This is a genomic window from Pseudomonas sp. LBUM1676, from assembly GCF_059695605.1.
This window is the reverse complement of sequence record NZ_CP166777.1, coordinates 2,236,145-2,259,327: the sequence shown is the minus strand read 5'-3', so window position 1 is coordinate 2,259,327 and position 23,183 is coordinate 2,236,145. Positions and strand designations below refer to the sequence as shown.

Here is a 23,183-nt window from a genome sequence, read left to right as displayed (position 1 = left end):
CTGTAGAAGAGCCTCGATCCTAGCAACGGCCCCGGCGAGCCACTGCCCGAAACACGCAAGCGTCATTCCGATTCTGCAACGCAATAAACTGGTCGTGCATGGCCGCGAGACGAGTCAACGCACTTTCATGCTCAGGTGCGGCGACGCTGGAATACGTTGTCGCCGTCAAGGTGGTTGAGGTGGGTGCAGCCCATCAGGTTCATGGTTCGCGCCAGTTCTTCCGTCAATACGTCCAGCGCCCGGCCAGCACCGTCTTCACCCGCCACCGCCACGCCGTAAAGGGTGGAGCGCCCTAGCAGCACGGCATCGGCCCCAAGCGCGAGCGCTTTGACGATGTCGCTGCCACGCCGGATCCCGCCATCCAGTAGCAGGCTGAGTTTGCCTTTCGCCTGGGGCGCGATGGTCGCCAGTGCATCGAGGCTGCCGAGGGCACCGTCCAGTTGGCGGCCGCCGTGATTGGACACAACCACACCGTCGAGCCCGAGGACGACGGCTCGCTCCACATCGGTCGGATGCAACACGCCCTTGAGCAACAGCCGCTCGCCCCATTGATCACGCAAACGCGCCAGCATGTCCCAGTCGAGCAAGGTGTCCATCTGCTTGCCGATAAACGCCATTGATCCCAAGGGATTGCGCTCGCTCGGCGGCAAGTAAGGTTCAAGATTGCCCATGCCAGGCAGCCCCGATGGCCACATCACTTGCTTGAGCCAACGCGGGTGACGGACCACGTCAAACTTGTTGCGCCATGTCAGCTGTCGCGGCCTGGCAAAACTGCGTCGGTCCCACTCGCGATTGCCCAGCACCATTGCATCACAGGTCAACACCAGGGTCCGGCAACCGACAGCGGCGGCGCGCTGCAACAGGCTTTTTTGCACCGCCGGATCGCGCATGGCGTACAGCTGGAACCACAGGTCGACGCCAGGCGCCGCCGCAACAAGGTCTTCAAGAGAAGTGTTGGACGCGGTGCTCAGGCTGAACGGCAAACCACGTGCCGTTGCAGCCCTGGCCAAGTGAATGTCGGCATCGCGGTGCAACAGACCGTTGTAGCCCGTCGGCCCGATCAGCATGGACATTGGCAGCACCTTGCCGAACAACGCGCGAGACGTGTCGGGCGCATGGCAGGGCACCATGGCTCTGGCGTGCAGGCCATAGGCACTGAACGCGTCGAAATTATCCTTGAGCGTCAGCTCGGCTTCGGCGCCACCGCTGAGGTATTCCCAGACGAAGTAAGGCACGCGTCGCCGGGCCATGTCGGCCAGTTCGGCAATGCTGTGTACACGATTCAAGTCGGAACCGGTATAGAAGCGACGCATAGGTCATCCTCGTAGGGCGGATAAAACCGCTGCGAAAAAAAGCCCGGAAGGAGCGATCCGGGCGAAGGAAAACCAGTGTTGAAAACCTTTGCCCGATGCGCGGGCAAACCCGGAAGCCGCGAACAGTTCCCGGGGGATTTCAGAACTTCCAGGTGTAGGTGGTGATCAGGCGGTTCTCCTGATAGTCCGCACCCGACGCACTGCCATTGCCATAGCGCGTCTTGACGTCAATGCGGCGCCATTCGAAACCCACATCTTTGAGCGGACCGCTTTGCACCACATAGCCGAGCATGATGTTGCGTTCGCTTTCGACGTTTTGGTCGAGGGCATTGTTGCCCCGATCGATGCCGGTACCGCGCATGTAACGCGTCATCAATTTCAACCCCGGTAAACCGATGCCCGCGAAGTTGTAGTCATAACGCAGTTGCCAGGAGCTTTCGTTCGGCTTGACGAACGCCACTGTCGACCAGTTCACCAGGTAAGGCTGAGGTGCATAGCCGTTGAGCGTCGGGAATGTCGACTCGCCAAGCATGCGCTGATAGCCGACACCGAAAGCATGGGCACCCTTCTTCAGGGTCGTCATGATCCCGTAGGACTTATTGTCGATGTCGCCGTATAACGCCTTGCCGTCCTCGCTGTTATTGAAGTAACGGAGGTCGGTCTTCAAGCCGTAACCGGCCCCCAGATCATGGTTATAAGTCAAACCGAGATAGTGTTGTTTGTAGATATCTTCCAACTGGCCGAAGAAGTAAGTACCGGACAAGTTCGGTGTAAACGCATACGTGGCACCCCCAAAGTTCAAACCGTCACTGCGACGTTTAACGTTGGGCCCATTGAACAAGTACATCTTCTCGGTATTGGAAGACTCCCGGGAACTGATTTCGGTAAAACGGCCACCGGTCAGGGTCAGTTTGTCCACTTCTTTCGATTCAAGCTGCACACCGTGATAGGTGGTGATGAGCTGCCGCGAGTCGTCGATGTAAGCCACCGGCAACGTCGGGCGAAGTTCACCTATCTTGAGTTCGGTTTTGTTGTAACGAACCTTCCCGGTCAGCGCCGCACGGCCATAGTCCCGGACTTGTTCGCCCTTGCTGGTGTCGTACGGAATGATGCTGTCCGGACCACGGCCACCGCCGCCATCCAGGCGATAGGCGTACTGCGCCGAGAGGTCCAGGCCAAACTGCAGCGTGCCTTCGGTGTAACCCGAGATCGCACGAAAATCGAAGCCTTGGGTCCAACTGCCGATCCGCGATTGTGGCGCGTCATGCTGTTTGAAATCGCGGTCGATATAGAAGTTGCGCATTCCCAGACTGACTTGACTGTCGTCTACGAAGTCAGCCTGCGCAACCACAGGTGTGAAGATCCCCATCACGGCCGTAATGGTGACGCCACGGCTTACCCAGCTCTTCTGGAACATCAAGCTTTCCTTCTTTTTTACATGCACGAAGGCACGACTAGTGGAAGCAGATCAATTCAGCAAAAGTGCAACTTTGGCAGTCAATCCGCAGTATTGTTTTTATAACCACTTACTGCAAAAAAGTCGTAACGCAGCCGTTCGCCAGAACAGCGAAAACCGCTTTATAGTTATTTTAAATACTCAACGATTATGGAAAGTCTTATCGTTATCCTTGGGATAAACCCCTATCAGGAAGTTGCTTTAGAGGCATCTCCCAAGCGGTGGTAGGCGCGATTGAAATACACCAAACCCTCCTGGCTTTCGCCATTTCGAATCCCCAGGACTTCACAATAGAAAATCGTGTGCGACCCGACTTCATGAGCCTGGGCGATTCGGCAGTCGAAACTGACCAGTGACTCATCGAGCAGCGGCGCACCGCTTTCCAGCGTGCTCCAGGATGCGCAGGAAAAACGCTGTTCGGTATCGAGGTCGCGGTTGGAGAACGCCCCCGATACCTCCTGGTGCCCAGGGGTCAGCACGTTCACGCTCAGCACACCGTTGCTCTTGAAATGTACGTTGGAAAACGACGAGCGATTCATGCACACCAACAGCGTCGGTGGCTGGTCGGTCACGCTGCACACCGCCGAAGCGGTAAAGCCGAAACGCCCCGCGGGACCATCGGTGGTGATGACCGAAACCGCGCCACCAAGCATTGCCATTGAGTTACGAAATCCAGTTGTATCGACCATGGTCTTACCCTCCGGTCTATCAGATATCCAGCACCAGTTTCTTGGACTTGGCCCGGGAACAGCACACCAGAATCTGGTCATTGGCAGATTTTTCGTCATCCGTGAGATAGACGTCGCGATGATCCGGTTCGCCTTCGATGACGTCGCACAAGCACGTGCCGCAAACACCTTGCTCACACGACACTTCAATCTTGATGCCCACGGCAGTCAGCGCATCGACGATGCTCTGGCCTTCGGCAACCTGTACGGTCTTGCCGCTGCGCTGAGCGACCACTTCGAAACCGGCGCCCGAAGCGTCGACTTCGACCTGGAAGTATTCGCGGTGCACATGATCGTCGGCGTACCCCGCTTCCAGGGCCTGGGCAATGACCCAATCCATGAAACCGGCCGGTCCACAGACATACACGTGTACGCCGGCTTGTGGAGTGCCCAGCACTTTTGGCAGGTCGAGTTTCTGTTCGGCGGCTTCGTCGTCAAAGTGGGTGTTCAACCGCGACGCAAACGCAGCGTTACCCAGCTCCTCGAGAAAGGCGCTGCGGCTACGCGAACGACCGCAATAATGCAGTTCGAAATCGCTGTCGCAAGCATTCAGCGCGTAGGCCATGGCCACCATCGGGGTGATGCCGATACCGCCGCCGATCAGGATCGAACGCCTGGCATCGCTGGCCAGCGGAAAGTGATTGCGCGGAAGGCTGATCTCGATTTCACGTCCTTCCTGCAGCAGTTCATGCACCGCCACCGAACCGCCACGCGAGGCGGGGTCCTTGAGTACGCCCAAGCGATAGGCGCCAGCGTCGGCCGGATCACCGCACAGCGAATACTGGCGAACCAGACCGGTCTTGAGGTGGATATCAACATGCGCGCCCGCCTCGAAGGCGGGCAAAGGCTGTCCCGTCGGATCACTCAGATCCAGTACGACAACACCTTCGCCCTGTTCTTCGCGCTTGCGCACGACGACTTTCAATAATTGATCGCTCATACAGGACCATCCCGATTTCGTTGTAAGGGGGCGCATCTGGGCACCCCCGACTGCTTTTTCAAACCGTGTAACCGTGGCCTCAGCGCATGAAGATCCCGCCGTTCACATCCCAGGTTGCCCCGGTGGTGAAGTAGGCGTCTTCGCTAGCCAGTTGCACGATCAGCTTGCCAATGAACGCGGCGTTACCCAATTGCTTGACTGGGATCGCCTCTATCAGTTTTTCCAGGCGCTCGGGCGGCACGGCGGCGCGCACCGCTGGCGACTCGATAGGGCCCGGTGCGATGGCATTGACCGTGACACCGGACGCTGCCAGCTCCTTGGCAAAGATCTTGGTCAAGGTAATGATGGCGCCCTTGGACGCGGCGTAATGCGCGCCGGTCGCGGTGCCGCCGTTCTGCCCGGCCAGGGAGGCCATGTTGATGATCCGCCCGTAACCCCGGGCCGCCAGATAGCTGCCGAACACCTGGCAGCCGACAAAAGTGCCGCGCTGATTGACGCTCACAACACGGTCGAACTCTTCCGGGCTGATCTGCATCACCGGTGTGGTCATGGTCATTGCGGCGTTGTTCACCACCACCTGCAATTCACCCCAGTGCGCCACGACGGCCGCCAGCGCATCTTCGAAATCGGCCTTGCTCGATACATCGAGCTTGAGCGCCAGGACCCGTTCGCCCGTGGCATCGAGTTCAGTGGCGGTGGCCTGTGCCGATTCCAGCGAACGGTCGCTGATCACGACCCGATAGCCGGCATTCAGCAGCTGCTCGGCAATGCTTTTGCCCAGCCCCTGGGCCGCGCCGGTGACCAATGCAACCTGTGTCATGGCAACGTCCTCAGAGGATGTAGCCGATACCGGCGAGGGTATCGGTGGAGTTGATCAGCTGGATCAGCTTGCGCTGAATCTTGAAACTTTCACCGCTGCGCACCAGTTCAAACGTGACATCGGCGGTGTACTGCTTGAGCACATCCTTGCGGAACTCGCGCAGGTTCTGCGCACAGCGCACGGTGACAATTCCGTTTTCATCCGACAGCACGCGAAAGCGCGATTGACTGCGCACGGTGCGCGCCCGCGGGGTGGTCGAGATCGATTCGCCGCTGGTCAAACGGGTGACACGCAACTGACGCATGTGGTGGTCGTCGTAGGCGTAGTTCAGGGTGTTCTCGAAGTCGGTTTCCAGTGGATCGATCGGGATGATGTACGTCGCATTCTCGGTCCACAGATCGAGCCATTCGACGAAATCGCCGTGGTCGAGCATGTCCGCTTCCTGCCAGATGAAAGCGCTGACTTGGTTGAGCAATTGCAGGTTGTTCATGGTGTTCTCCGTCACTCAGGCCGACATCATCTTTTTCCACTGCTGGTAACCAGCGCGCATGCCGGTCTCGGCGCTCACATCGCTCACCAGCCCGTCTTCGGATTCCTTTTCACCCGGCAAGCCGCGGTTGAGCATGATCCACAGATCGGTGCCGGCACTGGCGCCGCGCTGTACGCGCTCCCAGGCTTCGGAATCGTCCGGAGTACCAAAACCCATCGGACCCTGGAAGTGCTCATGCAGGCGCAGACGATAACGGTTGGCCACGGCCGGGCCACCGTCCATGGTGATGACGGCGTGATGGATTTCGGTTTCGTTCACCGCGATCGGTTGCAGCACCCGGAAGAACGCCATGGAACAGGCGATGTTCGGGAACAGGTTGAGGTTGAAGCCCGAACCGCCGACCGCACGCACGATGCGACGGACCGATGCTTCGTCCTGCCCTTCGGCGCGCAACTGCGCGGCCAGGTCCTCGAAACGCTCGGGAATCGGCAATTCAAGGTTAGCTTCCAGGTCGACCAGGTCCGGGATCATCACCATCACGCTGTGGCCGTTGCCGAGGTCTTCGACATAGCCCGGCCCTTCGACGAAGTCGAACAGCTCCAGAGTCTGCTCATCCACGGACGACAGGAACGACTTGTGCACCAGCGGGAAGTGATAGGCGTCGGTGGTGTTTTCCAGCTGGATCTTCCAGTTACCGGGGAAGCGGAAGCGATGCTCGCCCCCCACTTTGACCGGGTAGCCGGCGCCCTGCTTCATGAACAGGTCGATCCACTTTTTGGCCGGGCCGAGGAAATCGGCGAGGGGCTCGATGTCATCCTTGAAGGTGGCGAAGATCATGCCGTTGTATTGCTCGACACGCAGGCTGACCAAAGGCAGTTCGCCCTTGTCCAGGCAATCGGCGTAGCTTTCCGGGTGCGGCACACCGCGCAGGCTGCCATCCAGGGCGTAGCTCCAGCCGTGATAAGGGCAGACAAAACTGTTGGTCTTGCCCTTCTTGTGTTCGCACACCGTTGCGCCACGATGGCGGCAGCGGTTGAGCAACACATGCACGTCTTTCTTGCGGTCGCGCACGACGATCACCGGCTGCTTGCCGATATAGGTGCTCTTGTAGCTGCCGGACTCCGGGATCTCGCTGGCGTGAGCAACCCAGATCCAGGTGCTGTAGAAAATCTTGTCCAGCTCCTGATCGAAGATCTTGCCGTCGGTGTACAGCGACGTGTGAACGCGATCATGCAAGACCAGGTCGGAAGGACAGGTGTCGAGCGTTATGGTGTTTATCAGGTTACTCACGATCACTCCTCGTCGGCATTGTTCGCCGACTCTAAGAATTCTGGGTGTTACTTTCAGGACTGGCCGGACTTGCCGGGTACGGGCAGGTGCGCGGCGCTGTTCCAGGTGTCTACCGGTCGGCTGAACAGGTTCTCGGTCTGAAAATGCGCCATGTGCCACTGCCCTTGTTCCTGGGCGAACCGCACGGTCAGGCGGGCGCTATTGAGGTGCGAGGCACCCGAGGCAAAGGTCGAGGCCTGCAACATCACCCAACTGGCATCTGCGTTCTCACCGCTGACCCGGATCAGTTCCGAGGTCAGGAAGTGCACGTTCAGCGAAAAGTGCGCCGGTTCGACCATGTAGGTGGCGAACATCGCCTTGATCGCCTCACGCCCTTGGTAACCGCCGAAGCTGTTCTGGTACTTGGCACCCTTGCCTTCCCAGACCGCCTGCTCGGTAAACAACCCGGCCAGTTCCTCAAGCGGGGAACCCACGCCCAGTTCGTCGCACAAAAACATGTAGCGATTCATGCAGGCGCGGATCGCGTTCTCGCTTTCCAGCTGCTCGAGCCGCTGTTCCAGTGCGCGCAAATGCTCTTGTGATGACATGGCGACTTCTCTCGACTCAGCGCTGGATGATCAGTTCGCGACCGGTACGGGCCTCGACCTTGCAATACTTCCAGAGCTTGTAAGGGCCATTGCCGACATCCGTGGTGCGAAACAGATTGCAAGCGGCGTGGACAGTTTCGATGTCGGGTACATCGGCCAGCAGGTAAGTCGTCCAGGGCCAGCCGGCGGACGGGCCGACCATGCTCTGATCGTCGTCCATGTTGCCCAGCACGGTGACGCCTGGCAGGTCGGCGATGCCGTTCCACATGGCGCCGAACGCGGCCCAGACTTCCAGCGCTTCAGGACGCGGAGCATCGAAAAAGTTTTGGTTGATGCCGATGCAGAACAGAACTCGCAGGGCTTTTTTATCGGTCATGGGGTTCACCAATCAGTAGGAAAAAATTACAGGTAGCCAGGCAGCGGCTTATTGCCGAAGAAGATCGCGCCGGCGTTCTGGTAGGTCATATCGCCCATGAAGGCGTGCTGGGTAATGACTTGGGTGTCGTTGACGAAACGCGACAGAGGACTGGTGCGGTACACCCCGCTCATGCCCGAGAGCATTTGCGCAGTGCGCGCGACATCGGCCGCGACGCGGGTGGCGTGGGTCGAGGACAAGCGCAGCATATTGGTCTGCTCGACGCTCACCGGGTCGCCGGCCAAAACGCTGGTCCAGGCATCGTCGATGGATTGGTAGAACCACGAACGTGCAGCACGCAGCGACGCTTCAGCCTTGGCCATCTCGACCTGGGCCAGCGGCCGGTCAGACAACGACGGAGCACCGGTCACGGAGATTCGGCCGCTGGCCATGCCGCTCAACTCATCGAGTGCCGCGCGAGCAACGCCCAGACCGACCACCGACAACACCTGCGTGGCGAACGACAGTGACGGATAGCGGAAGAACGGCTCGTCAAGATTCGATGGGCCGCCGCGTACGAAGGTCCACTCCTCCGGCACCACCACGCCTTCGACGACCACATCATGGCTGCCGGTGCCGACCAGGCCGACGACGTTCCAGGTTTCCTCGATTCTGACCTTTTCCCGAGGCATCACCGCCAGTCGTGGCAGGCCGAGCATCTCACCGTTTTTTGGGCTGATACCCACGCCGATGAGCGATGCGCCCATGCAACCGCTGGAAAACTTCCAGCGCCCGTTGACCTCCAGACCACCTTCAACAAAGGCCGCAGGCTGCGGAGGGAAGATCCCACCGGCGAACACCACGTCAGGCGAGTCGGCATAGATTTTCTTGATGGTTTCCAGTGGCAGCGCCGCCAGGTAGACCGGGCTCATGCCAAAGCTGGCGACCCAACCGGCGGAGCCATCGGCGATCGAGATATCTTCCACCATCTGGCAAAACTCGGCCGGCGAACGCTCGTCACCACCAAAACGCTTGGGCACCAAAGCCCGATAGACACCGAGCTTGCGGAACTGCTCGATAACGTCCTGCGAGATGAATTTCTGTTGGTCGAATTCTTCGCTGCGGGCACGCGCACGAATCTCGACCAGCAGTTTCTGGAACGCTTCATTCGCCGTGATCGGTACGCAGCGCTGGTGATTCAGCTCGCTTGGCGCAGTCATGGGTTTCTCCATAGTAAGCATGACGATTACTCTTCCAGGCGCCGGACCAGTTGGCGGGCGACTGCACACAGCAGTTCGTCCGCGCCATGGGCGGCAATGAGTTGAAGGCCGACCGGGAGTCCCGAAGCGCTTTCCAGGGGAATGCTCAGAGCCGGATGACCGGAAAGATTGAACGCGCGTACCAGGGAGGTCATGCCCAGGGCGGCGCGAGTGTCGGCCGCATCGGCGACCAGCAAGGGGAAGTCGGGCATGGTCGGCATGGCCAGAATCGGGGTGATGGCCAGGGCTGCGTCCACTTCTGCGATAAACGCGCGACGGATGATTTCAGCCTCTTCAACGGACTCGGCCGAGGTCAGGCTGGCGGCGCGCAGACGGTCGGCGACATCGCTGCCAACCCGACCGGTTTGCAGAAGATGACCACACGCGGCCCAGGTTTCGGCGTTGATGATCACCATGCCGGCGCCATACGCGGCGGCCATGCCGGGCAGCGTCTGCTCAAGCAATTTGAAGCGCGAACGGGCCAGCGCCTGGCTCACCACAGCGTGGACCTGTTCATTGGCCTCTACCGCGACAACGCCGATAGCCAGGTGCTCAGGCACCGAGATGGCGGTGAACGTGGGGTCAATGACGCGCATCGCTTCAATCAAGCGATCCATATCCAGAGCCAGGGGGCCGACACAATCGAGGGTGCTGCGCGCAGGCATTACACCCTGACGGCTGACTCGGCCGAAAGTTGGCTTGAGACCGAATACACCACAGCATGCCGCTGGAATCCGTACCGAACCGCCGGTATCAGTGCCCAACGCGAAATCGCAAAGGCCTGCTGCTACCGCAGCGGCCGAACCGCTGGAAGAACCACCTGGTATATAGCCCGGATAGCGCGGATTGGACGCCGTGCCGGTCCATGCGTTGAGGCCGGTGGTGCCGAACGCCAGTTCATGCAGGCTGGTTTTACCGGTGATCCGGCAGCCCGCATCCAGGACAGACTGAACCACGTGTGCATGTTCGCCAGCTGCCGGCGCATCGGCCAGCGCGCTGCTTGAAGCGCGGGTCGGATAGCCGGCGATATCGATGGTGTCTTTCACCATGACCGAAAGGCCATTTCCTCCCAGGGCTAAATCCTCAACAACGATCGACATGCTCTTTACCTGCTCGTTATGTGTCACCAGAACGGATGACCTCGGCATGAGGGCCGGGGAAAACGCTTAAATCTAAAATCGTAATATTTACGTGAAATGTCAATTGAATATTACCAAATAAAAGAGTGTGTATTTTCGGTGCAGATTTTCCTTTTTCGCACCAACGACGTGCAGTTTGGTAACACTGCTGAAAAAACGTAAAACCCTGAAAATTTGATATTTTTACCTTATATATCAGTGTCTTACTCACAATTAATCAATAGAAATAAACGAAACATCTAGAAAAATGTTGAGCGATGGTCTCTCTGGAAAGACAAACATAAAAAATAAATAAGCCAAAAAACGGCAGTCAAAAACAGGGTAACAAATCACTATTTTTTGAGTTTTTTTATCAGCTATTTTTGGTCGTTTGAAGGCTTCCTTGATCCAGATCAAAGCCTTGTTTGATATGGCGTGCTGCAGGTTTTTCCCGCCCTTCACACGCCCCTCTGCCAGTCCTTCGGATCACCTTGGTCGGCCCGCCTCGAAGCGTGCGCATCAGGCATCGCAGTAACGGCTTTCTGCCATGCACCAAAAAATTTCTGGCATGCAATCTGCTTTTGCCCTCTTCGCCTTCGACCGATCGCTCATGGTCGAGCGGCACCCTGATGACTCGGTAACCGAGCATGGGTGTCGCCGCAGTTCGATAACTAAAACAGGGCCGTACCTTGGGCCGAACTCGCACCACGTCGTGGTCGAGGCGGCTGGCCATTAGCCTTTTGCAGCGTTGCAACTCTTCGGAGAAAGTCATGCTTTTCAGAAAAGCCGTGTCCACGTTGTTGTTGAGTGCCGCCTGCGCCGCCGCTGCGCAGGCGGATGTGAAAGTCGGTGTCATTACCTCCTCCACCGGACCGATCGCGCTGGTCGGGATACCCCAGAAAAACACCATACCGTTGCTGCCGTCCCAGGCCGGCGACCAGGTGGTGAAGTACGTTTCTCTGGATGATGCGAGCGACCCAACCGCTACGGTGAAGGCGCTGAAGAAGCTGATCGACGAAGAAAATGTCGATGCCATCATCGGCCCGAGCGGTTCGCCCAACGCCATGGGCGTGATCCAGTTCGTCGCCGAGGCAGGCGTGCCATTGCTGGCACCGGTCGGCACCGCCGCCGTGGTGTTGCCGATGACCGAGCAGAAGAAATGGGTATTCAAGACCACGCAGAACGATGACCTGATCGCCAAGGCGCTGTTCGAACACATGGCCAAAAAAGGCGTGAAGACCCTCGGTTTCATCGGCACCGGCGACCCTTATGGCGAGAACTGGGCCAAGGTCATGGCCGGCCTGGCGGCGCAGCAGAACATCAAGGTCGTGGCCAACGAGCGCTTCCAACGCCAGGACACCTCGGTCACCGGGCAGAGCCTGAAAATTCTTGCCACCCGCCCCGATGCAGTGCTGGTCGCAGCGCCGGGCAGCTCGGCGGTGATGCCGCAGACCACCCTGTTCGATCAGGGCTATCGCGGCCAGGTCTACCAGACCCACGGCGCGGCGCTGCAAGACTTCCTCAAGCTGGGCGGCAAGAAGGTCGAGGGCACCATTCTGGCGGCCAGCCTGATGCTGGTACTGGATGAAATCCCGGACAGCCATCCTTCAAAGAAAATTGCCAGCGACTACACCACGGCCTACGAAAAGCTCAACGGCAGCAAGCCGGCGACCTTCGGCGGGAACACCTTCGATGCCGGTCTGCTGCTACAGCAGGCGATCCCGATTGCAGCCAAAAAAGCCGCACCGGGCACTCCCGAATTTCGTGCAGCCCTGCGTGATGCGCTTGAGCAGAGTTCCGAACTGGCCGGTACCCAAGGCGTTTACAACATGACGCCACAGGACCACAGCGGCTTCGACGAGCGCGGTCGCGAATTGATCGTGGTGAAGAGCGGCAACTGGATGTTGTTGCACGACAACTGATCGAAACCCGGGCGCACAGCCCGCTGCGCGCCCTGCCCGATTGCCGGCGAGCCAACCCGCGCCGGCACGCGGGCCTGATATTCAATCTGTAGAAAAGAGCTCTCATTATGAATTTCCAGATAGCCATGCTGCTGGGCCAGGACGGTATGACCAACGGCGCGATCTATGCGCTGCTGGCCTTGTCGATCCTCCTGGTGTTCACCGTGACCCGGATCCTGTTGATTCCCCAGGGCGAATTCGTGACCTACGGCGCCTTGACCATGGCCACGTTGCAGAGCGGTCACCCGACTGCTCTGGTCTGGCTGCTGCTCGGCCTGACGCTGATCGACTGCGCACTCGATGTCTGGGGCGCGGCACGTTCAAGCCAGGCCTTTCGGTTCCCCGTGCGCATACTCTTCAAGCTTGGGTATGCCGGCCTGCTGGCGGTGTTGATCAACACCTTGCCATTGGCCGAATTGCCGATGGCGGTCCAGGCCTTGCTGACGCTGGCGTTAGTGGTTCCGCTGGGGCCGCAGATCTACCGCCTGGTGTTCCAGCCGATCGCCTCGGCCAGCTCACTGGTCTTGCTGATTGTGTCGATCGCCGTGCACGTCAGCATGGTCGGTATCGCCCTGTTGCTGTTCGGTCCCGAAGGCGCACGCACCCGACCGTTCTCCGAAGCCGGCCTGGAGCTGGGCCCGGTCACCTTCAACAGCCAGACGCTCTGGGTGCTGGCCGTGTCCCTGGGGCTGATCGTCGGACTGTACCTGTTCTTCGAGCGCACGCTGTATGGCAAAGCCCTGCGTGCCACCGCGGTTAACCGCATGGGTGCCAGGCTGATGGGGATCTCGCCGACCCTCGCGGGCAAGTCGACCTTCCTGCTCGCGGCGCTGATCGGCACGCTGTCGGGGATCCTGATCGCACCGATCACCACGCTGTATTTCGACTCGGGTTTTGTAATCAGCCTCAAAGGCTTTGTCGGCGCGATCATCGGCGGACTGGTGAGCTATCCGGTCGCCGCACTCGGCGCCCTGGCGGTGGGCCTGATCGAAGCATTCTCGATGTTCTGGGCCAGTACCTACAAAGAAATCATCGTGTTCACGCTGATTATTCCGTTCCTGCTTTGGCGTTCGCTCACCAGTCGTCATGTGGAGGAAGAAGAATGAATTCGCGCTATCTGTTGCTTGCACTGTTGCTGGTGGTGGGCGTTGCGCCGCTGCTGTTGCCGCCGTACTACGTCACCCTGCTCAATTACATCGGCATGTACGCCATGGTCGTCTTGGGGCTGGTGCTGCTCACGGGTGTCGGCGGCATGACCAGTTTCGGTCAAGCCGCGTTCGTCGGGCTGGGCGCCTACACCTCTGCCTACCTGACCACCACCGAGCAATTGCCGGCCTGGCTGGCCTGGGCCGGGACGTCACCGTGGCTAACGCTGCTGGTGGGCGTGGTGCTCACCGCCTCAGTGGCACTGATTCTCGGCGCCTTGACGCTCAAGTTGTCGGGGCATTACCTGCCGCTGGGAACGATTGCCTGGGGCCTTTCGCTGTACTACCTGTTCGGTACCCTGGAATCCCTGGGTGGCCATACCGGCGTCGGCGGCTTGCCATCGATTTCCTTGTTCGGCCTGAAGCTGGATAAGGGCGAAAACATCTTCTACCTGATCTGGGCCCTGCTGTTACTGGCGATCGTCATCACGCAGAACCTCCTGAATTCTCGCGAAGGCCGCGCCATTCGCGCACTCAAGGGCGGCCAGGTAATGGCCGAGTCGATGGGGGTCAACACCTTCCGCTCGAAGATGGTGATCTTCGTCATCTCAGCGGTGTTCGCAGCCATTTCCGGCTGGCTTTATGCGCACACCCAACGCTTCGTCAACCCGACACCTTTCGGCCTGAACATGGGCATTGATTACCTGTTCATGGCCCTGATCGGCGGGGTCGGCAGCGTGTGGGGCGCCCTGCTCGGCGCGGGCATCCTGACCCTGCTCAAGCAATGGTTGCAGGACTGGTTGCCGCACCTGCTGGGTAACACCGGCAACTACGAAATCATCGTATTCGGCATCTTGATCGTGGTGCTTATGCAGCGTGCACCGGGTGGTCTGTGGCCCTTGCTGACGCGTCTGATACCGGCCCGGTTCAGGGTCCGCGCCAAGGTCCGGAATGTCGACGCCAAGGCTGCACCCCTGCCCCGCCGGCAACTGCCCAAACATGGCGAACTGATCCTTGAAGCGCGGAATGTGACCAAGCGCTTCGGCGGACTGGTGGCCAACAACGACATGAGCCTGGAAATCCGTTCGGGTGAAATCCTCGCGCTGATCGGCCCCAACGGTGCCGGCAAAAGCACCATGTTCAACCAGCTCTCCGGCGTCGATACCCCGAGCAGCGGCGATGTACTGTTCATGGGTCAAAAGATTAACGGCCTGAACTCGCGGCAAGTGGCGCGAATGGGCATGAGCCGCACCTTTCAACACGTGAAACTGCTGGGCAACATGAGCGTGTTGGAGAACGTCGCCATAGGCGCGCATTTGCGTGGCCAGCAAGGCGTGCTGTCGGCGGCTCTGCACCTGGATCGTCGCGAGGAAGCCGAACTGCTCGGCGAAGCCAGGCGTCAGCTGGAGCGCGTAGGCCTGGGCGATTACTTGTATGAAGAGGCCGGGAGCCTGGCACTCGGCCAACAGCGGATTCTGGAAATCGCCCGCGCCTTGTGCGCCGATCCGTGCCTGCTGCTGCTCGACGAACCCGCCGCCGGCCTGCGCCTGAAAGAAAAGGAAGCCCTTGGCATCCTGCTCAGCCGCCTACGCAGCGAAGGCATGGCGATTCTGCTGGTCGAGCACGACATGGACTTCGTCATGGGCCTGGTCGATCGCGTGGTGGTCATGGAGTTCGGTCAGCGGATCGCCCAGGGCCTGCCCGAAGACGTACAGAAGGATCCGGCCGTGCTGGAAGCCTATCTGGGAGGAGTTGAATGATGAACATGCAAGTGGAACCGCACCTCGCACCGCGCAACCAGGTCGACGACGCCGTGCTGGAGATCAAAGGCCTGAGCGTGGCTTACGGCAAGGTCGAAGCGCTGAGCGACGCCAGCCTGACCGTCGGCAAGGGTCAGATCGTGACAGTGATCGGCCCCAACGGCGCCGGCAAGACCACCCTGCTTTCGGCCATCATGGGCGTGCTTGGCTCCCGGGGTCAGGTGCATTTCGACGGCAGCCTGGAAACCTTGCCGGAAGTGGAAGTGATGGTCTCGCGAGGCCTGGGCCTGGTGCCGGAAAAACGCGAATTGTTCACCAGCATGAGCGTGGCCGACAACTTGCTGCTCGGCGCTTTTCAACGCCACCGCCGGGGCGACCGTCGCTACAGCGAAACGCTTGGCGAAATCTACGAACTGTTCCCGCGCCTGTGGGAACGCCGCGAGCAATTGGCGGCGACGTTGTCCGGCGGTGAACGCCAGATGCTCGCCGTGGGCCGGGCGCTGATGGCCAAACCCAAGCTGCTGATGCTCGACGAGCCAAGCCTGGGACTGGCGCCGCTGATTACCCGGGAGATCTTCCGCATCATCACCGCGCTGCGTGAGCAAGGGGTATCGATTCTGCTGGTCGAGCAGAACGCGCGTGCCGCCCTGCGGGTGGCCGATTACGCCTATGTGCTGGAAACCGGTCAGATCGCCATGCAGGGCCCGGCGCAGCAACTGGCTGATGACCCCCGCGTGATCGAAGCCTATCTCGGCCTTGCCAGCAAGCATCAGGAAATGCTCGCCAACTGACCGCCGCCCTGCCCCGGCGCCCGAAACGGCGCCGGGTCCGGCCTTCTCAGGCCTTTCTGAACATCCGGAGTCACGATGAACGCTTCCCCCTTGCGCATCGGCATCGCCGGTGCCGGTGCCATCGGCTGCACCCTGGCGGCCCGTCTTGCGGGTAACGGCCATACGGTCAACGTACTGGCCCGAGGTGAAACCCTGACCGCCATCCGCCGTGACGGCATCCACTTGTCCGATCTGGACGGTCATCATCATGTGCGAGTCGAGGCCAGCGACGACGCTGCCAGCCTTGGCGAGCAAGACCTGATATTCCTCTGCACCAAGGCACAAGCCCTGGCCAGCCTGCTGCCGCAACTGCAACCGATGATCGGCGCCGAAACGGTGGTGATCCCGGTGATCAACGGTGTGCCGTGGTGGTACTTCCACGGTGAAGGCGGACGCTACGACGGGCAACGGGTGAACGCGGTTGATCCGCAGTCGACGCTCAACCAGGCCCTGGACCTGCGCCACGTGATCGGCTGCGTGGTGTTCATCACCGCGCACTGCCCCGCCAATGCGGTGGCTGAATCGAACACCCCGCACCTGATGATTTTTGGTGAGCCCGACAACTGCCTCAGCCCCCGCTTGGAGCGCGTGCGCGCACTGATCGAAAGTGTCGGCATCGAAGCACGAGCCACCGACCGCATCCGCGACAATCTGTGGACCAAGATCATCGCCAACCTCACCTCCAACCCCCTCTCGGTGATTACCGGCGCGACGCTCGATCAGCTTTACAGCCTGCCGGAGCTACGCGACCTGGTCAGCAGTTGCCTGCACGAAGCCTTGCTGACGGCCGCCGCGTACGGCGCGCGCGTGAGCATCGATCCACGGACCTTTCTCGAACTCGGCGCCGGCATGGGCGCCGTGCGCACCTCGATGCTCCAGGACTATGAGAAAGGCCGCCCGCTGGAGTTGGCCGCCATCGGCGATGCAGTGCTGGAGTTGGCCGATGGCATGGAGATCCCGATGCCCGTTACTCGACACCTCATTGCCCTGGCACGCTTTCGCGGCGAACAGGCCCGTCACTGAATCACTACGACAAGGACTCCGACATGGACCACACTCCAATGGCAAAACCGCACGCTTACAGCGACGAAGAATGGGCACTGCGCGTGCAACTTGCGCACTGCTACCACCTGGTGGATTTCTTCGGCTGGACCGAGACGATCTTCAACCATATTTCCGCACGCCTTCCCGGCCCGGCGCACCATTATCTGGTCAACCCGTTCGGCCTCAATTACACCGAAGTGACGCCGCAGAACCTGCTCAAGGTCGACCTGCACGGCAAGAAGCTCGAGGACTCGCCCTACGACGGCAACCCCGCCGGTTTCGCCCTGCACAGCGCGGTGCACGGTGCCCGTTCGGACATTCAGTGCCTGATCCATACGCACACCACGCCGATTTCGGCCATCGTCATGAAGAAGGCCGGTTTTACCCATAACGATTTTTACGGCGCGCAACTCTACGGACGGATCGGCTACCACACCTTTGAAGGCATCACGCTGTTCGATGACGAAAAAACGCGGATGATCGACAGCCTTGGCGACAAGCACATCCTGGTGCTGCGCAACCACGGCATTGCCGTCGGCGAAAGCAGCATTGCCAAGGCATTCTTCCTGCTGTGGACGGTGCAGCGCGCCGCCGAAATCCAGTGCCAGGCCGGCGCTCTGGGCGGTGAGGATAACCCGCTGCCTGAAGCAATCAGCCAGAAGTGCGCCGAACTCACGGCCATGCTCATTCGGGACAGCGGCTTCGCCGTTAAATTTTTCGACGCCATGGTGCGCAAAATGCGCGCCGAACGCGGTCAGTGCTGGTAATCGCGGGGAGCGTTCAGTGGCCAAGTCAAAGGAATACACGCCGCCGGTCATCGTAGCGGCGCAGCCAGAAATACCGATCTCGCGCCTGGATACTCGCGGCCATCTGATGGCCTGCAACGAGGCGTATGTGGCACTTAGCGGTTACGCCCGAGAGGAGCTGCTTAACCAGCCGCACGAAATGATCAATCACCCGCTCATGCCCAAGCGCGTCATTGATCGTATGTGGGAGACCTTGCGTAGCGGCGTGCCGTGGACGGCGCCCATGATGGGTCGCGATAAACAGGGCACGACGTTCTGGTGCAATTTCTATGTGGTGCCACTGCTGGAAGATGGTCAGCTGAATGCGCTGGGTACGGCGTATCACCCGATGGACGCCACCCAAAGCCGGCGAGCGGAGAAACTCTATCGACGCTTGAATGACGGCCACGGCCCGCTGAGTTTTACCCGGCGCTTGCAGGAACACGCCAGCAGCCAGGGCATCAGCTGGCTGCTGGGACTTGTGGTCACAGGCGCCATGGTCATCGGACAGATCAACCTGGCACCCGGCCTGCTGGTGCTCGGCGGAGTATTCGCCGCGAGCTGGCAATGGCGAGCCAGACAGCGTGCGGACGTCCGCCGGATCATGGCCCGGCACGATCAGGTCTACAGCGACCCGTTACTGGCCCCGCTCCAGGAAGGCAGCACCAGCGTCGCCAGCCGTTTTGACATGGCCCTCAACAGCCAGAACACGCGGATGCGCACCGTCATGGCACGTATCCGGATCAATGGCGAGACCGTGCGTCAACGCGCGCAAGAATCATCGACACTGGTGCAGACCCAGTCCGGGCACCTGCAACGGCAACTTGAAGAAGCCGAGCAGTCCGCCGCGGCCGTTCATCAAATGAGTGCCACGATCCAGGAACTGTCGCACAACCTGCAACATGCGGCCGAGGCTACACAAGCCGTCGACCGACTGGCTCGCGATGGTGACCGGATGTCCGGTCAAAGCCAGCGTTCGATGACCGGCCTGTGCACCTCGGTGAAGGAAATCGGCCAAGCCGTCAGCCGCCTCGCGGAATCGATCGAATCAATCAGCGGCGTCGCGCATGTGATTCGCAGCATCGCCGAACAGACCAATTTGCTGGCGCTGAACGCGGCCATCGAAGCGGCCCGCGCCGGCGAGAGCGGACGCGGTTTCGCAGTGGTCGCCGACGAGGTACGCAGCCTCGCGACGCGCACCCGCGAATCCACTGAACAAATCCAGCGCTCGATCGAGCAGTTGCGTGACGGCAGCGCCCTGGCCCTCGCCACCGCGCAACGCGGCGAATCGGCCGCGCGGGAATCACGCGAAGACGTATCGCAGGTCCAAACCGCATTGCAGCGTATCTGCGAGGAAGTCGGGCAGATTTCCGGCATGAGTTTGCAAATGGCCTCGGCCATCGAACAGCAAGGTCAAGTCGCGCAAGAGATCAATGGGCAGATTTCCCAGATCGTGAACCTGGCGCAAACCAGCAGCGATCAGTCCCGGCGCAGTACCCAGATCGGCGAGGAGCTGCATCAACTGGCCAACTCCCAACTCGACCTGGCCCAGCGTTTTCTACAGGGCTGAGCGATTCATCCTCATGCATCAGGCCTGACGTCGCAGGGTCTCGGAAGGCAGGCAGCCGTACTGCTTGCGGTACTGCATGGCGAAATGACCGAAGCTGGCGACCCCGTGACGCAACAGGATATCCGTCACGCTGTCGGCCGGTCCGGCCTGCTGCAGGGCTACGTGAACCAAGGCCAGCCGACGAGTGCGGACATAGTCGCTGGGGGTTTGCTGGAGAAAGCGCGCGAAGCCATTTTGCAAGGTGCGGATCGACACGTCGCAGAACTGCGCCAGGCTCGCCAGCGCAATCGGTTCGCCCAGGTGCTGCTCGATGTAGTCACGGGCCTTCTTGACGTGGTGAGGCATTGGTTGGCGCTGATTTTGCAGCAGATCGACCGAATAATTGTGCGGCAACTGGGTCAGCAGCACCGACAGCAGATAGTCCGACAGGCTCCCGCCCATGGTCGAGGTCAGCAACGTCTGGCTGGCATCGCCATAGAGCTGGCAGATGTAATCCAGGGTGGTCCGTACCATCGCCATGCCCTGATGCTCGGCGTCGACCTGAATGTCGAACACCAACGGATGACGCAAACGCCGGTTGAGCAAGACTTGCAGCTGACGCTCAAGGGCTTGGCGATCGATGCGCAAAATCAGGTTGCGGCAGTCCTTGTCGATACGGATAAAACTTCGCTGGGAAGGCGAAGAAATGGTCAGCCCGCCCTTGCGCAAAATCGCGTTCTGTTTGCCCAGGCTGACCATGCCGCTGCCTTCCAGGGTGACCCGAATCAGGTAGTAGTCACTGATATCGCCGGCGTCGATTTCCACCGGTGCACCGTAGTGCAGATCGAACAACGCCGAGCTGCCGAAAAACACGCCGTACAGCTGCGATTGAAGGGCGCCGCCCTGCTGCATTTTCATCTGGTGGGGCCACAGGTAATGACTGACCCGATCCTTGACCTCGCCAAACCCGCCGGAACTCAGAAGGCAATGATGACGGAGCGAAGAGTGTTGATCGAACATGCTGAAGCACCTCCAGAAAATGACACCGTTGCCCGCAGGCACATCGACAATTTAGTGGAAATGGAAAGCAATTTTCACGCCACGCAAACGCTTTCTGCGCGCCCGGAACAGCCTCTGCGCCTGGTGCATAGAGTCAAGGCAAACAAGGGCTTAAAAAGGTCCTGCAGCACACACATGCCAAGCCATTGGCAACCTGGAACCGCACTACAAAACCAATAAACGCACCAGGGCAAGGCGCTCGGGTAACGACGGCGTCACCAATACACCCAACTGCGAACCGCTGCCGCCGACTGACTGATTGCCAACCCTGAAGGGGCCAAACAGCATGACCAGCAAAACACCGACCGAGGTCACCCGTAAAAGCTATGCCTACGAATGGTATGTCGTTGCCGTTTGCATGCTGGCCTATATTTTTTCGTTCATCGATCGTCAAATCCTGGCGTTGATGATCGAACCGATCAAACACGACATGCAGTTATCCGACACCCAGTTCAGCCTGCTGCACGGCCTGGCTTTCTCCCTGTTCTATGCCTTCATGGGCATGCCAATCGCGCTGCTGGCGGACAAATTTTCCCGACCGAAAATCATCGCCATCGGCGTCGCGTTCTGGAGCCTGGCGACGGCCCTGTGCGGGGTGAGCAAAAACTTCCTGCAGATGTTTATGGCGCGCATCGGTGTCGGGATTGGTGAAGCGGCGCTGTCGCCGGCCACCTACTCGATGCTCAGCGACATGTTCCCCAGGGAAAAACTCGGGCGCGCCGTGGCGATCTACTCGATCGGCTCGTTCATTGGCGGCGGCGTGGCCTTTCTGATTGGCGGCTACGTCATCGACTTGCTGAAGAACCTCGACAGTGTCGCCGTACCGCTACTGGGCGAAATGCGGCCATGGCAGGTGACGTTTTTTCTGGTGGGACTGCCGGGCATTCTCGTTGCCCTGCTGATTGCCCTGACCATTCGCGACCCGGCTCGCAAGGGTTTGAAACTGGACGCCGAAGGCAAGGTCCGTGCGCCCAGCATGAAACAGGCGTTCAAGTTCCTGGCAGTGCACCGAAAGACCTTTTTCTGCCACTACCTGGGGTTTTCGTTCTACGCGATGACGCTGTTCTGCATGCTTAGCTGGACCCCGGCCTTCTATATGCGCAAATTCGGTCTCGCCCCCAGCGATACCGGCTATATGCTCGGGATCGTGGTGCTACTGGCCAATACCACTGGCGTGTTTTGTGGCGGTTGGCTGATCGACTGGCTGGCAAAAAAAGGGTACAGCGATGCGCCGATACGCGCGGGAGTCATCGGGGCAATCGGCATGGCCGTGCCCGCCATCGCGTTCACCCAGGTCAGCGAACTGTGGATGTCCGTGGCGTTGCTGGCACCGGCGATGTTCTTCGCTTCGTTCCCAATGCCGGCATCAACCGCAGCCATGCAGATCCTGCCACCCAATCAGATGCGAGCGCAGATCAGCGCGCTGTTCCTGCTGATTTCCAATCTGATCGGCCTGGGTCTTGGTACCACACTAGTCGCGCTGCTCACCGACCGGCTATTCCACAATCCGGCCATGGTCGGCTCGTCGATTTCCCTGCTCAATGCCTTCGCAGTCGCACTCACCCTGCTCTTGCTGATCAAGGGTTGCCGACACTTCCATGAGAGCCTAAAACACGAAGGCCTGGCCTGACGTCCTTACCTGAGGCACGCTACGGCGTGTCTGCTGGTTTTTTACCGCGGGCGGCGCGACAATGACGCCCGCTATCAAACCCGCTCACCTGAAAGACTACCCCAACCTTTATGACCACCCCGAAAAAGCGCCTGAGCCGATACAACCCCGCCAGCGAAGACTTCAAGAAGGAAGAGTTTCCCTTCTACTGGCTGGCTCGCCTGCACGGCCGCTACTCCATGGCCATGGAGAAAGCGCTGAAAAAAATCGATATGGACATACCGCGCTGGCGGATTCTGTTCATCCTCAAGGAAAATGGCGAGTCGAGCATTTCGGAAATCTCCATCCACGCCATCGCGAAGCTCTCGACCATCACTAAAATTGTCTATCGCATGAAAGCCGACGGCTTGGTAGAGACCAACACCAGCGCCAGCGACGGGCGCGTGACTCAGGTCTCACTCACCGATGTCGGCCGCCATACCATCGAAGAAATTCAGCACGGCACCAGCGATATCTTCCGCACCAGTTTCAAAGGCCTGACCGAGGCCCAGATCACCAAACTGAACGGAACACTGGAAAAAATATTCAATAACCTGCCGGAAGACTGACCCGCGACGACCCACGCGGTGGGCATTGGCGATAGCTTGCATGCCTTGAATAGCGGCCGTGTACAGCAGAAATCCGATAGCTGATCCCTTTATAGGCGTACGAAAGCGTCGATCCAGCTCACTTATCAAACCGGACCAAAGCCCTGCCCGGAACAAACACCGACCTTGGTATCAGCTGAGGCGTCCACCCAGAGCCAGTCGTTTTGTGGGAGTAAAAACGATTTAAAATAAAAAGGGGTCGCGAGATAAAATCTCGCAACCCCTTGAATTATATGGTCGGGACGGAGTGATTCGAACACTCTACCCCTAGCACCCCATCTTCTTTTTCATACTTCTTGAAAGCTTCCAAAATTTTACTCTGGATTTTTCTAAGCTAGTAGTTACTTGAGCTCCAGCGGTGTTCTGCTCTACGAGAGTCCAGTAACGTCCATCAAGAGCCGACGTTTTTGTGGGGGTAAAAGTAGGGGGAGTCCATCT

23 protein-coding genes are annotated in these 23,183 nt (G+C 59.6%); 10 read left to right on the top strand and 13 right to left on the bottom strand.

Annotated elements, in window-relative coordinates; genetic code table 11:
- Window positions 1-131: 131 nt before the first annotated feature.
- The 12 genes from ACA041_RS10555 to ACA041_RS10500 form a co-directional block, all read right to left on the bottom strand.
- Window positions 132-1,313, bottom strand: a complete 1,182-nt coding sequence (locus ACA041_RS10555) for an alpha-hydroxy acid oxidase (RefSeq protein WP_497441039.1) — start codon at window positions 1,311-1,313, stop codon at window positions 132-134.
- A 139-nt stretch (window positions 1,314-1,452) separates the two neighbouring features.
- Window positions 1,453-2,730 (bottom strand): OprD family porin, encoded by a 1,278-nt coding sequence (locus tag ACA041_RS10550; RefSeq protein ID WP_497441038.1) that lies wholly within the window; start codon window positions 2,728-2,730, stop codon window positions 1,453-1,455.
- A 227-nt stretch (window positions 2,731-2,957) separates the two neighbouring features.
- Window positions 2,958-3,458 (bottom strand): flavin reductase, encoded by a 501-nt coding sequence (locus ACA041_RS10545; RefSeq protein ID WP_497441037.1) that lies wholly within the window; start codon window positions 3,456-3,458, stop codon window positions 2,958-2,960.
- A 19-nt stretch (window positions 3,459-3,477) separates the two neighbouring features.
- The gene (locus tag ACA041_RS10540) at window positions 3,478-4,437 is read right to left on the bottom strand and encodes a PDR/VanB family oxidoreductase (RefSeq protein WP_497441036.1); all 960 of its coding nucleotides are present in this window, start codon (window positions 4,435-4,437) and stop codon (window positions 3,478-3,480) included.
- A gap of 79 nt (window positions 4,438-4,516) precedes the next feature.
- Window positions 4,517-5,257 carry an SDR family NAD(P)-dependent oxidoreductase gene (locus ACA041_RS10535; protein WP_150639518.1) on the bottom strand — a complete coding sequence of 247 codons (741 nt, stop codon included), beginning with the start codon at window positions 5,255-5,257 and terminating at the stop codon, window positions 4,517-4,519.
- A gap of 10 nt (window positions 5,258-5,267) precedes the next feature.
- Window positions 5,268-5,747: an aromatic-ring-hydroxylating dioxygenase subunit beta gene (locus ACA041_RS10530; RefSeq protein WP_497441035.1), complete on the bottom strand. Its 480-nt coding sequence runs from the start codon at window positions 5,745-5,747 to the stop codon at window positions 5,268-5,270.
- Window positions 5,748-5,762: 15 nt separating this feature from the next.
- Entirely contained in the window at window positions 5,763-7,037 is a 1,275-nt protein-coding gene (locus ACA041_RS10525) for an aromatic ring-hydroxylating oxygenase subunit alpha (RefSeq protein WP_497441034.1), read from the bottom strand.
- 53 nt (window positions 7,038-7,090) lie between these two features.
- Window positions 7,091-7,624, bottom strand: a complete 534-nt coding sequence (locus tag ACA041_RS10520; RefSeq protein ID WP_497441033.1) for a nuclear transport factor 2 family protein — start codon at window positions 7,622-7,624, stop codon at window positions 7,091-7,093.
- Window positions 7,625-7,640: 16 nt separating this feature from the next.
- Entirely contained in the window at window positions 7,641-8,000 is a 360-nt protein-coding gene (locus tag ACA041_RS10515; protein ID WP_084317862.1) for an IacB protein, read from the bottom strand.
- A gap of 26 nt (window positions 8,001-8,026) precedes the next feature.
- Window positions 8,027-9,199: an acyl-CoA dehydrogenase family protein gene (locus ACA041_RS10510; protein ID WP_497441032.1), complete on the bottom strand. Its 1,173-nt coding sequence runs from the start codon at window positions 9,197-9,199 to the stop codon at window positions 8,027-8,029.
- 26 nt (window positions 9,200-9,225) lie between these two features.
- Window positions 9,226-10,338 carry an amidase gene (locus tag ACA041_RS10505; RefSeq protein ID WP_497441031.1) on the bottom strand — a complete coding sequence of 371 codons (1,113 nt, stop codon included), beginning with the start codon at window positions 10,336-10,338 and terminating at the stop codon, window positions 9,226-9,228.
- 391 nt (window positions 10,339-10,729) lie between these two features.
- Complete coding sequence (locus ACA041_RS10500; RefSeq protein WP_497441030.1) at window positions 10,730-11,128, bottom strand: hypothetical protein; 399 nt, start codon at window positions 11,126-11,128, stop codon at window positions 10,730-10,732.
- Between ACA041_RS10500 and ACA041_RS10495 the strand changes: the two genes are divergently transcribed.
- The 7 genes from ACA041_RS10495 (at window position 11,127) to ACA041_RS10465 (ending at window position 19,451) form a co-directional block, all read left to right on the top strand.
- Window positions 11,127-12,278: an ABC transporter substrate-binding protein gene (locus ACA041_RS10495; RefSeq protein ID WP_497441029.1), complete on the top strand. Its 1,152-nt coding sequence runs from the start codon at window positions 11,127-11,129 to the stop codon at window positions 12,276-12,278. The genes ACA041_RS10500 and ACA041_RS10495 overlap by 2 nt on opposite strands.
- Before the next feature lie 107 nt (window positions 12,279-12,385).
- A complete protein-coding gene (locus ACA041_RS10490; protein WP_497441028.1) occupies window positions 12,386-13,423 on the top strand; it encodes a branched-chain amino acid ABC transporter permease in 1,038 nt (345 codons plus the stop codon).
- Window positions 13,420-15,222 carry a branched-chain amino acid ABC transporter ATP-binding protein/permease gene (locus ACA041_RS10485; protein ID WP_497441027.1) on the top strand — a complete coding sequence of 601 codons (1,803 nt, stop codon included), beginning with the start codon at window positions 13,420-13,422 and terminating at the stop codon, window positions 15,220-15,222. Before ACA041_RS10490 ends, ACA041_RS10485 begins: the two co-directional genes overlap by 4 nt.
- The gene (locus tag ACA041_RS10480) at window positions 15,219-16,013 is read left to right on the top strand and encodes an ABC transporter ATP-binding protein (RefSeq protein WP_178082315.1); all 795 of its coding nucleotides are present in this window, start codon (window positions 15,219-15,221) and stop codon (window positions 16,011-16,013) included. Before ACA041_RS10485 ends, ACA041_RS10480 begins: the two co-directional genes overlap by 4 nt.
- A 75-nt stretch (window positions 16,014-16,088) precedes the next feature.
- Complete coding sequence (locus ACA041_RS10475; protein ID WP_497441026.1) at window positions 16,089-17,075, top strand: ketopantoate reductase family protein; 987 nt, start codon at window positions 16,089-16,091, stop codon at window positions 17,073-17,075.
- A 23-nt stretch (window positions 17,076-17,098) separates the two neighbouring features.
- Window positions 17,099-17,863, top strand: coding sequence for a class II aldolase/adducin family protein (locus ACA041_RS10470; protein WP_497441025.1), 765 nt, complete (start codon window positions 17,099-17,101; stop codon window positions 17,861-17,863).
- Between the two features lie 16 nt (window positions 17,864-17,879).
- Window positions 17,880-19,451 carry a methyl-accepting chemotaxis protein gene (locus ACA041_RS10465; RefSeq protein ID WP_497441024.1) on the top strand — a complete coding sequence of 524 codons (1,572 nt, stop codon included), beginning with the start codon at window positions 17,880-17,882 and terminating at the stop codon, window positions 19,449-19,451.
- An 18-nt stretch (window positions 19,452-19,469) separates the two neighbouring features.
- On the opposite strand, the gene ACA041_RS10460 is transcribed toward ACA041_RS10465, so the two are convergent.
- Window positions 19,470-20,450: a cupin domain-containing protein gene (locus ACA041_RS10460; RefSeq protein ID WP_497441023.1), complete on the bottom strand. Its 981-nt coding sequence runs from the start codon at window positions 20,448-20,450 to the stop codon at window positions 19,470-19,472.
- Here ACA041_RS10460 and ACA041_RS10455 point away from each other — a divergent pair.
- From ACA041_RS10455 to ACA041_RS10445, 3 genes are all read left to right on the top strand, one after another.
- Window positions 20,436-20,669, top strand: coding sequence for a hypothetical protein (locus ACA041_RS10455; protein ID WP_497441022.1), 234 nt, complete (start codon window positions 20,436-20,438; stop codon window positions 20,667-20,669). The two genes, ACA041_RS10460 and ACA041_RS10455, sit on opposite strands and share 15 nt — an antisense overlap.
- A gap of 106 nt (window positions 20,670-20,775) precedes the next feature.
- Window positions 20,776-22,119, top strand: a complete 1,344-nt coding sequence (locus ACA041_RS10450) for a spinster family MFS transporter (RefSeq protein WP_497441021.1) — start codon at window positions 20,776-20,778, stop codon at window positions 22,117-22,119.
- 110 nt (window positions 22,120-22,229) lie between these two features.
- Window positions 22,230-22,706 carry a MarR family winged helix-turn-helix transcriptional regulator gene (locus ACA041_RS10445; RefSeq protein ID WP_084317873.1) on the top strand — a complete coding sequence of 159 codons (477 nt, stop codon included), beginning with the start codon at window positions 22,230-22,232 and terminating at the stop codon, window positions 22,704-22,706.
- Window positions 22,707-23,183: the final 477 nt, after the last annotated feature.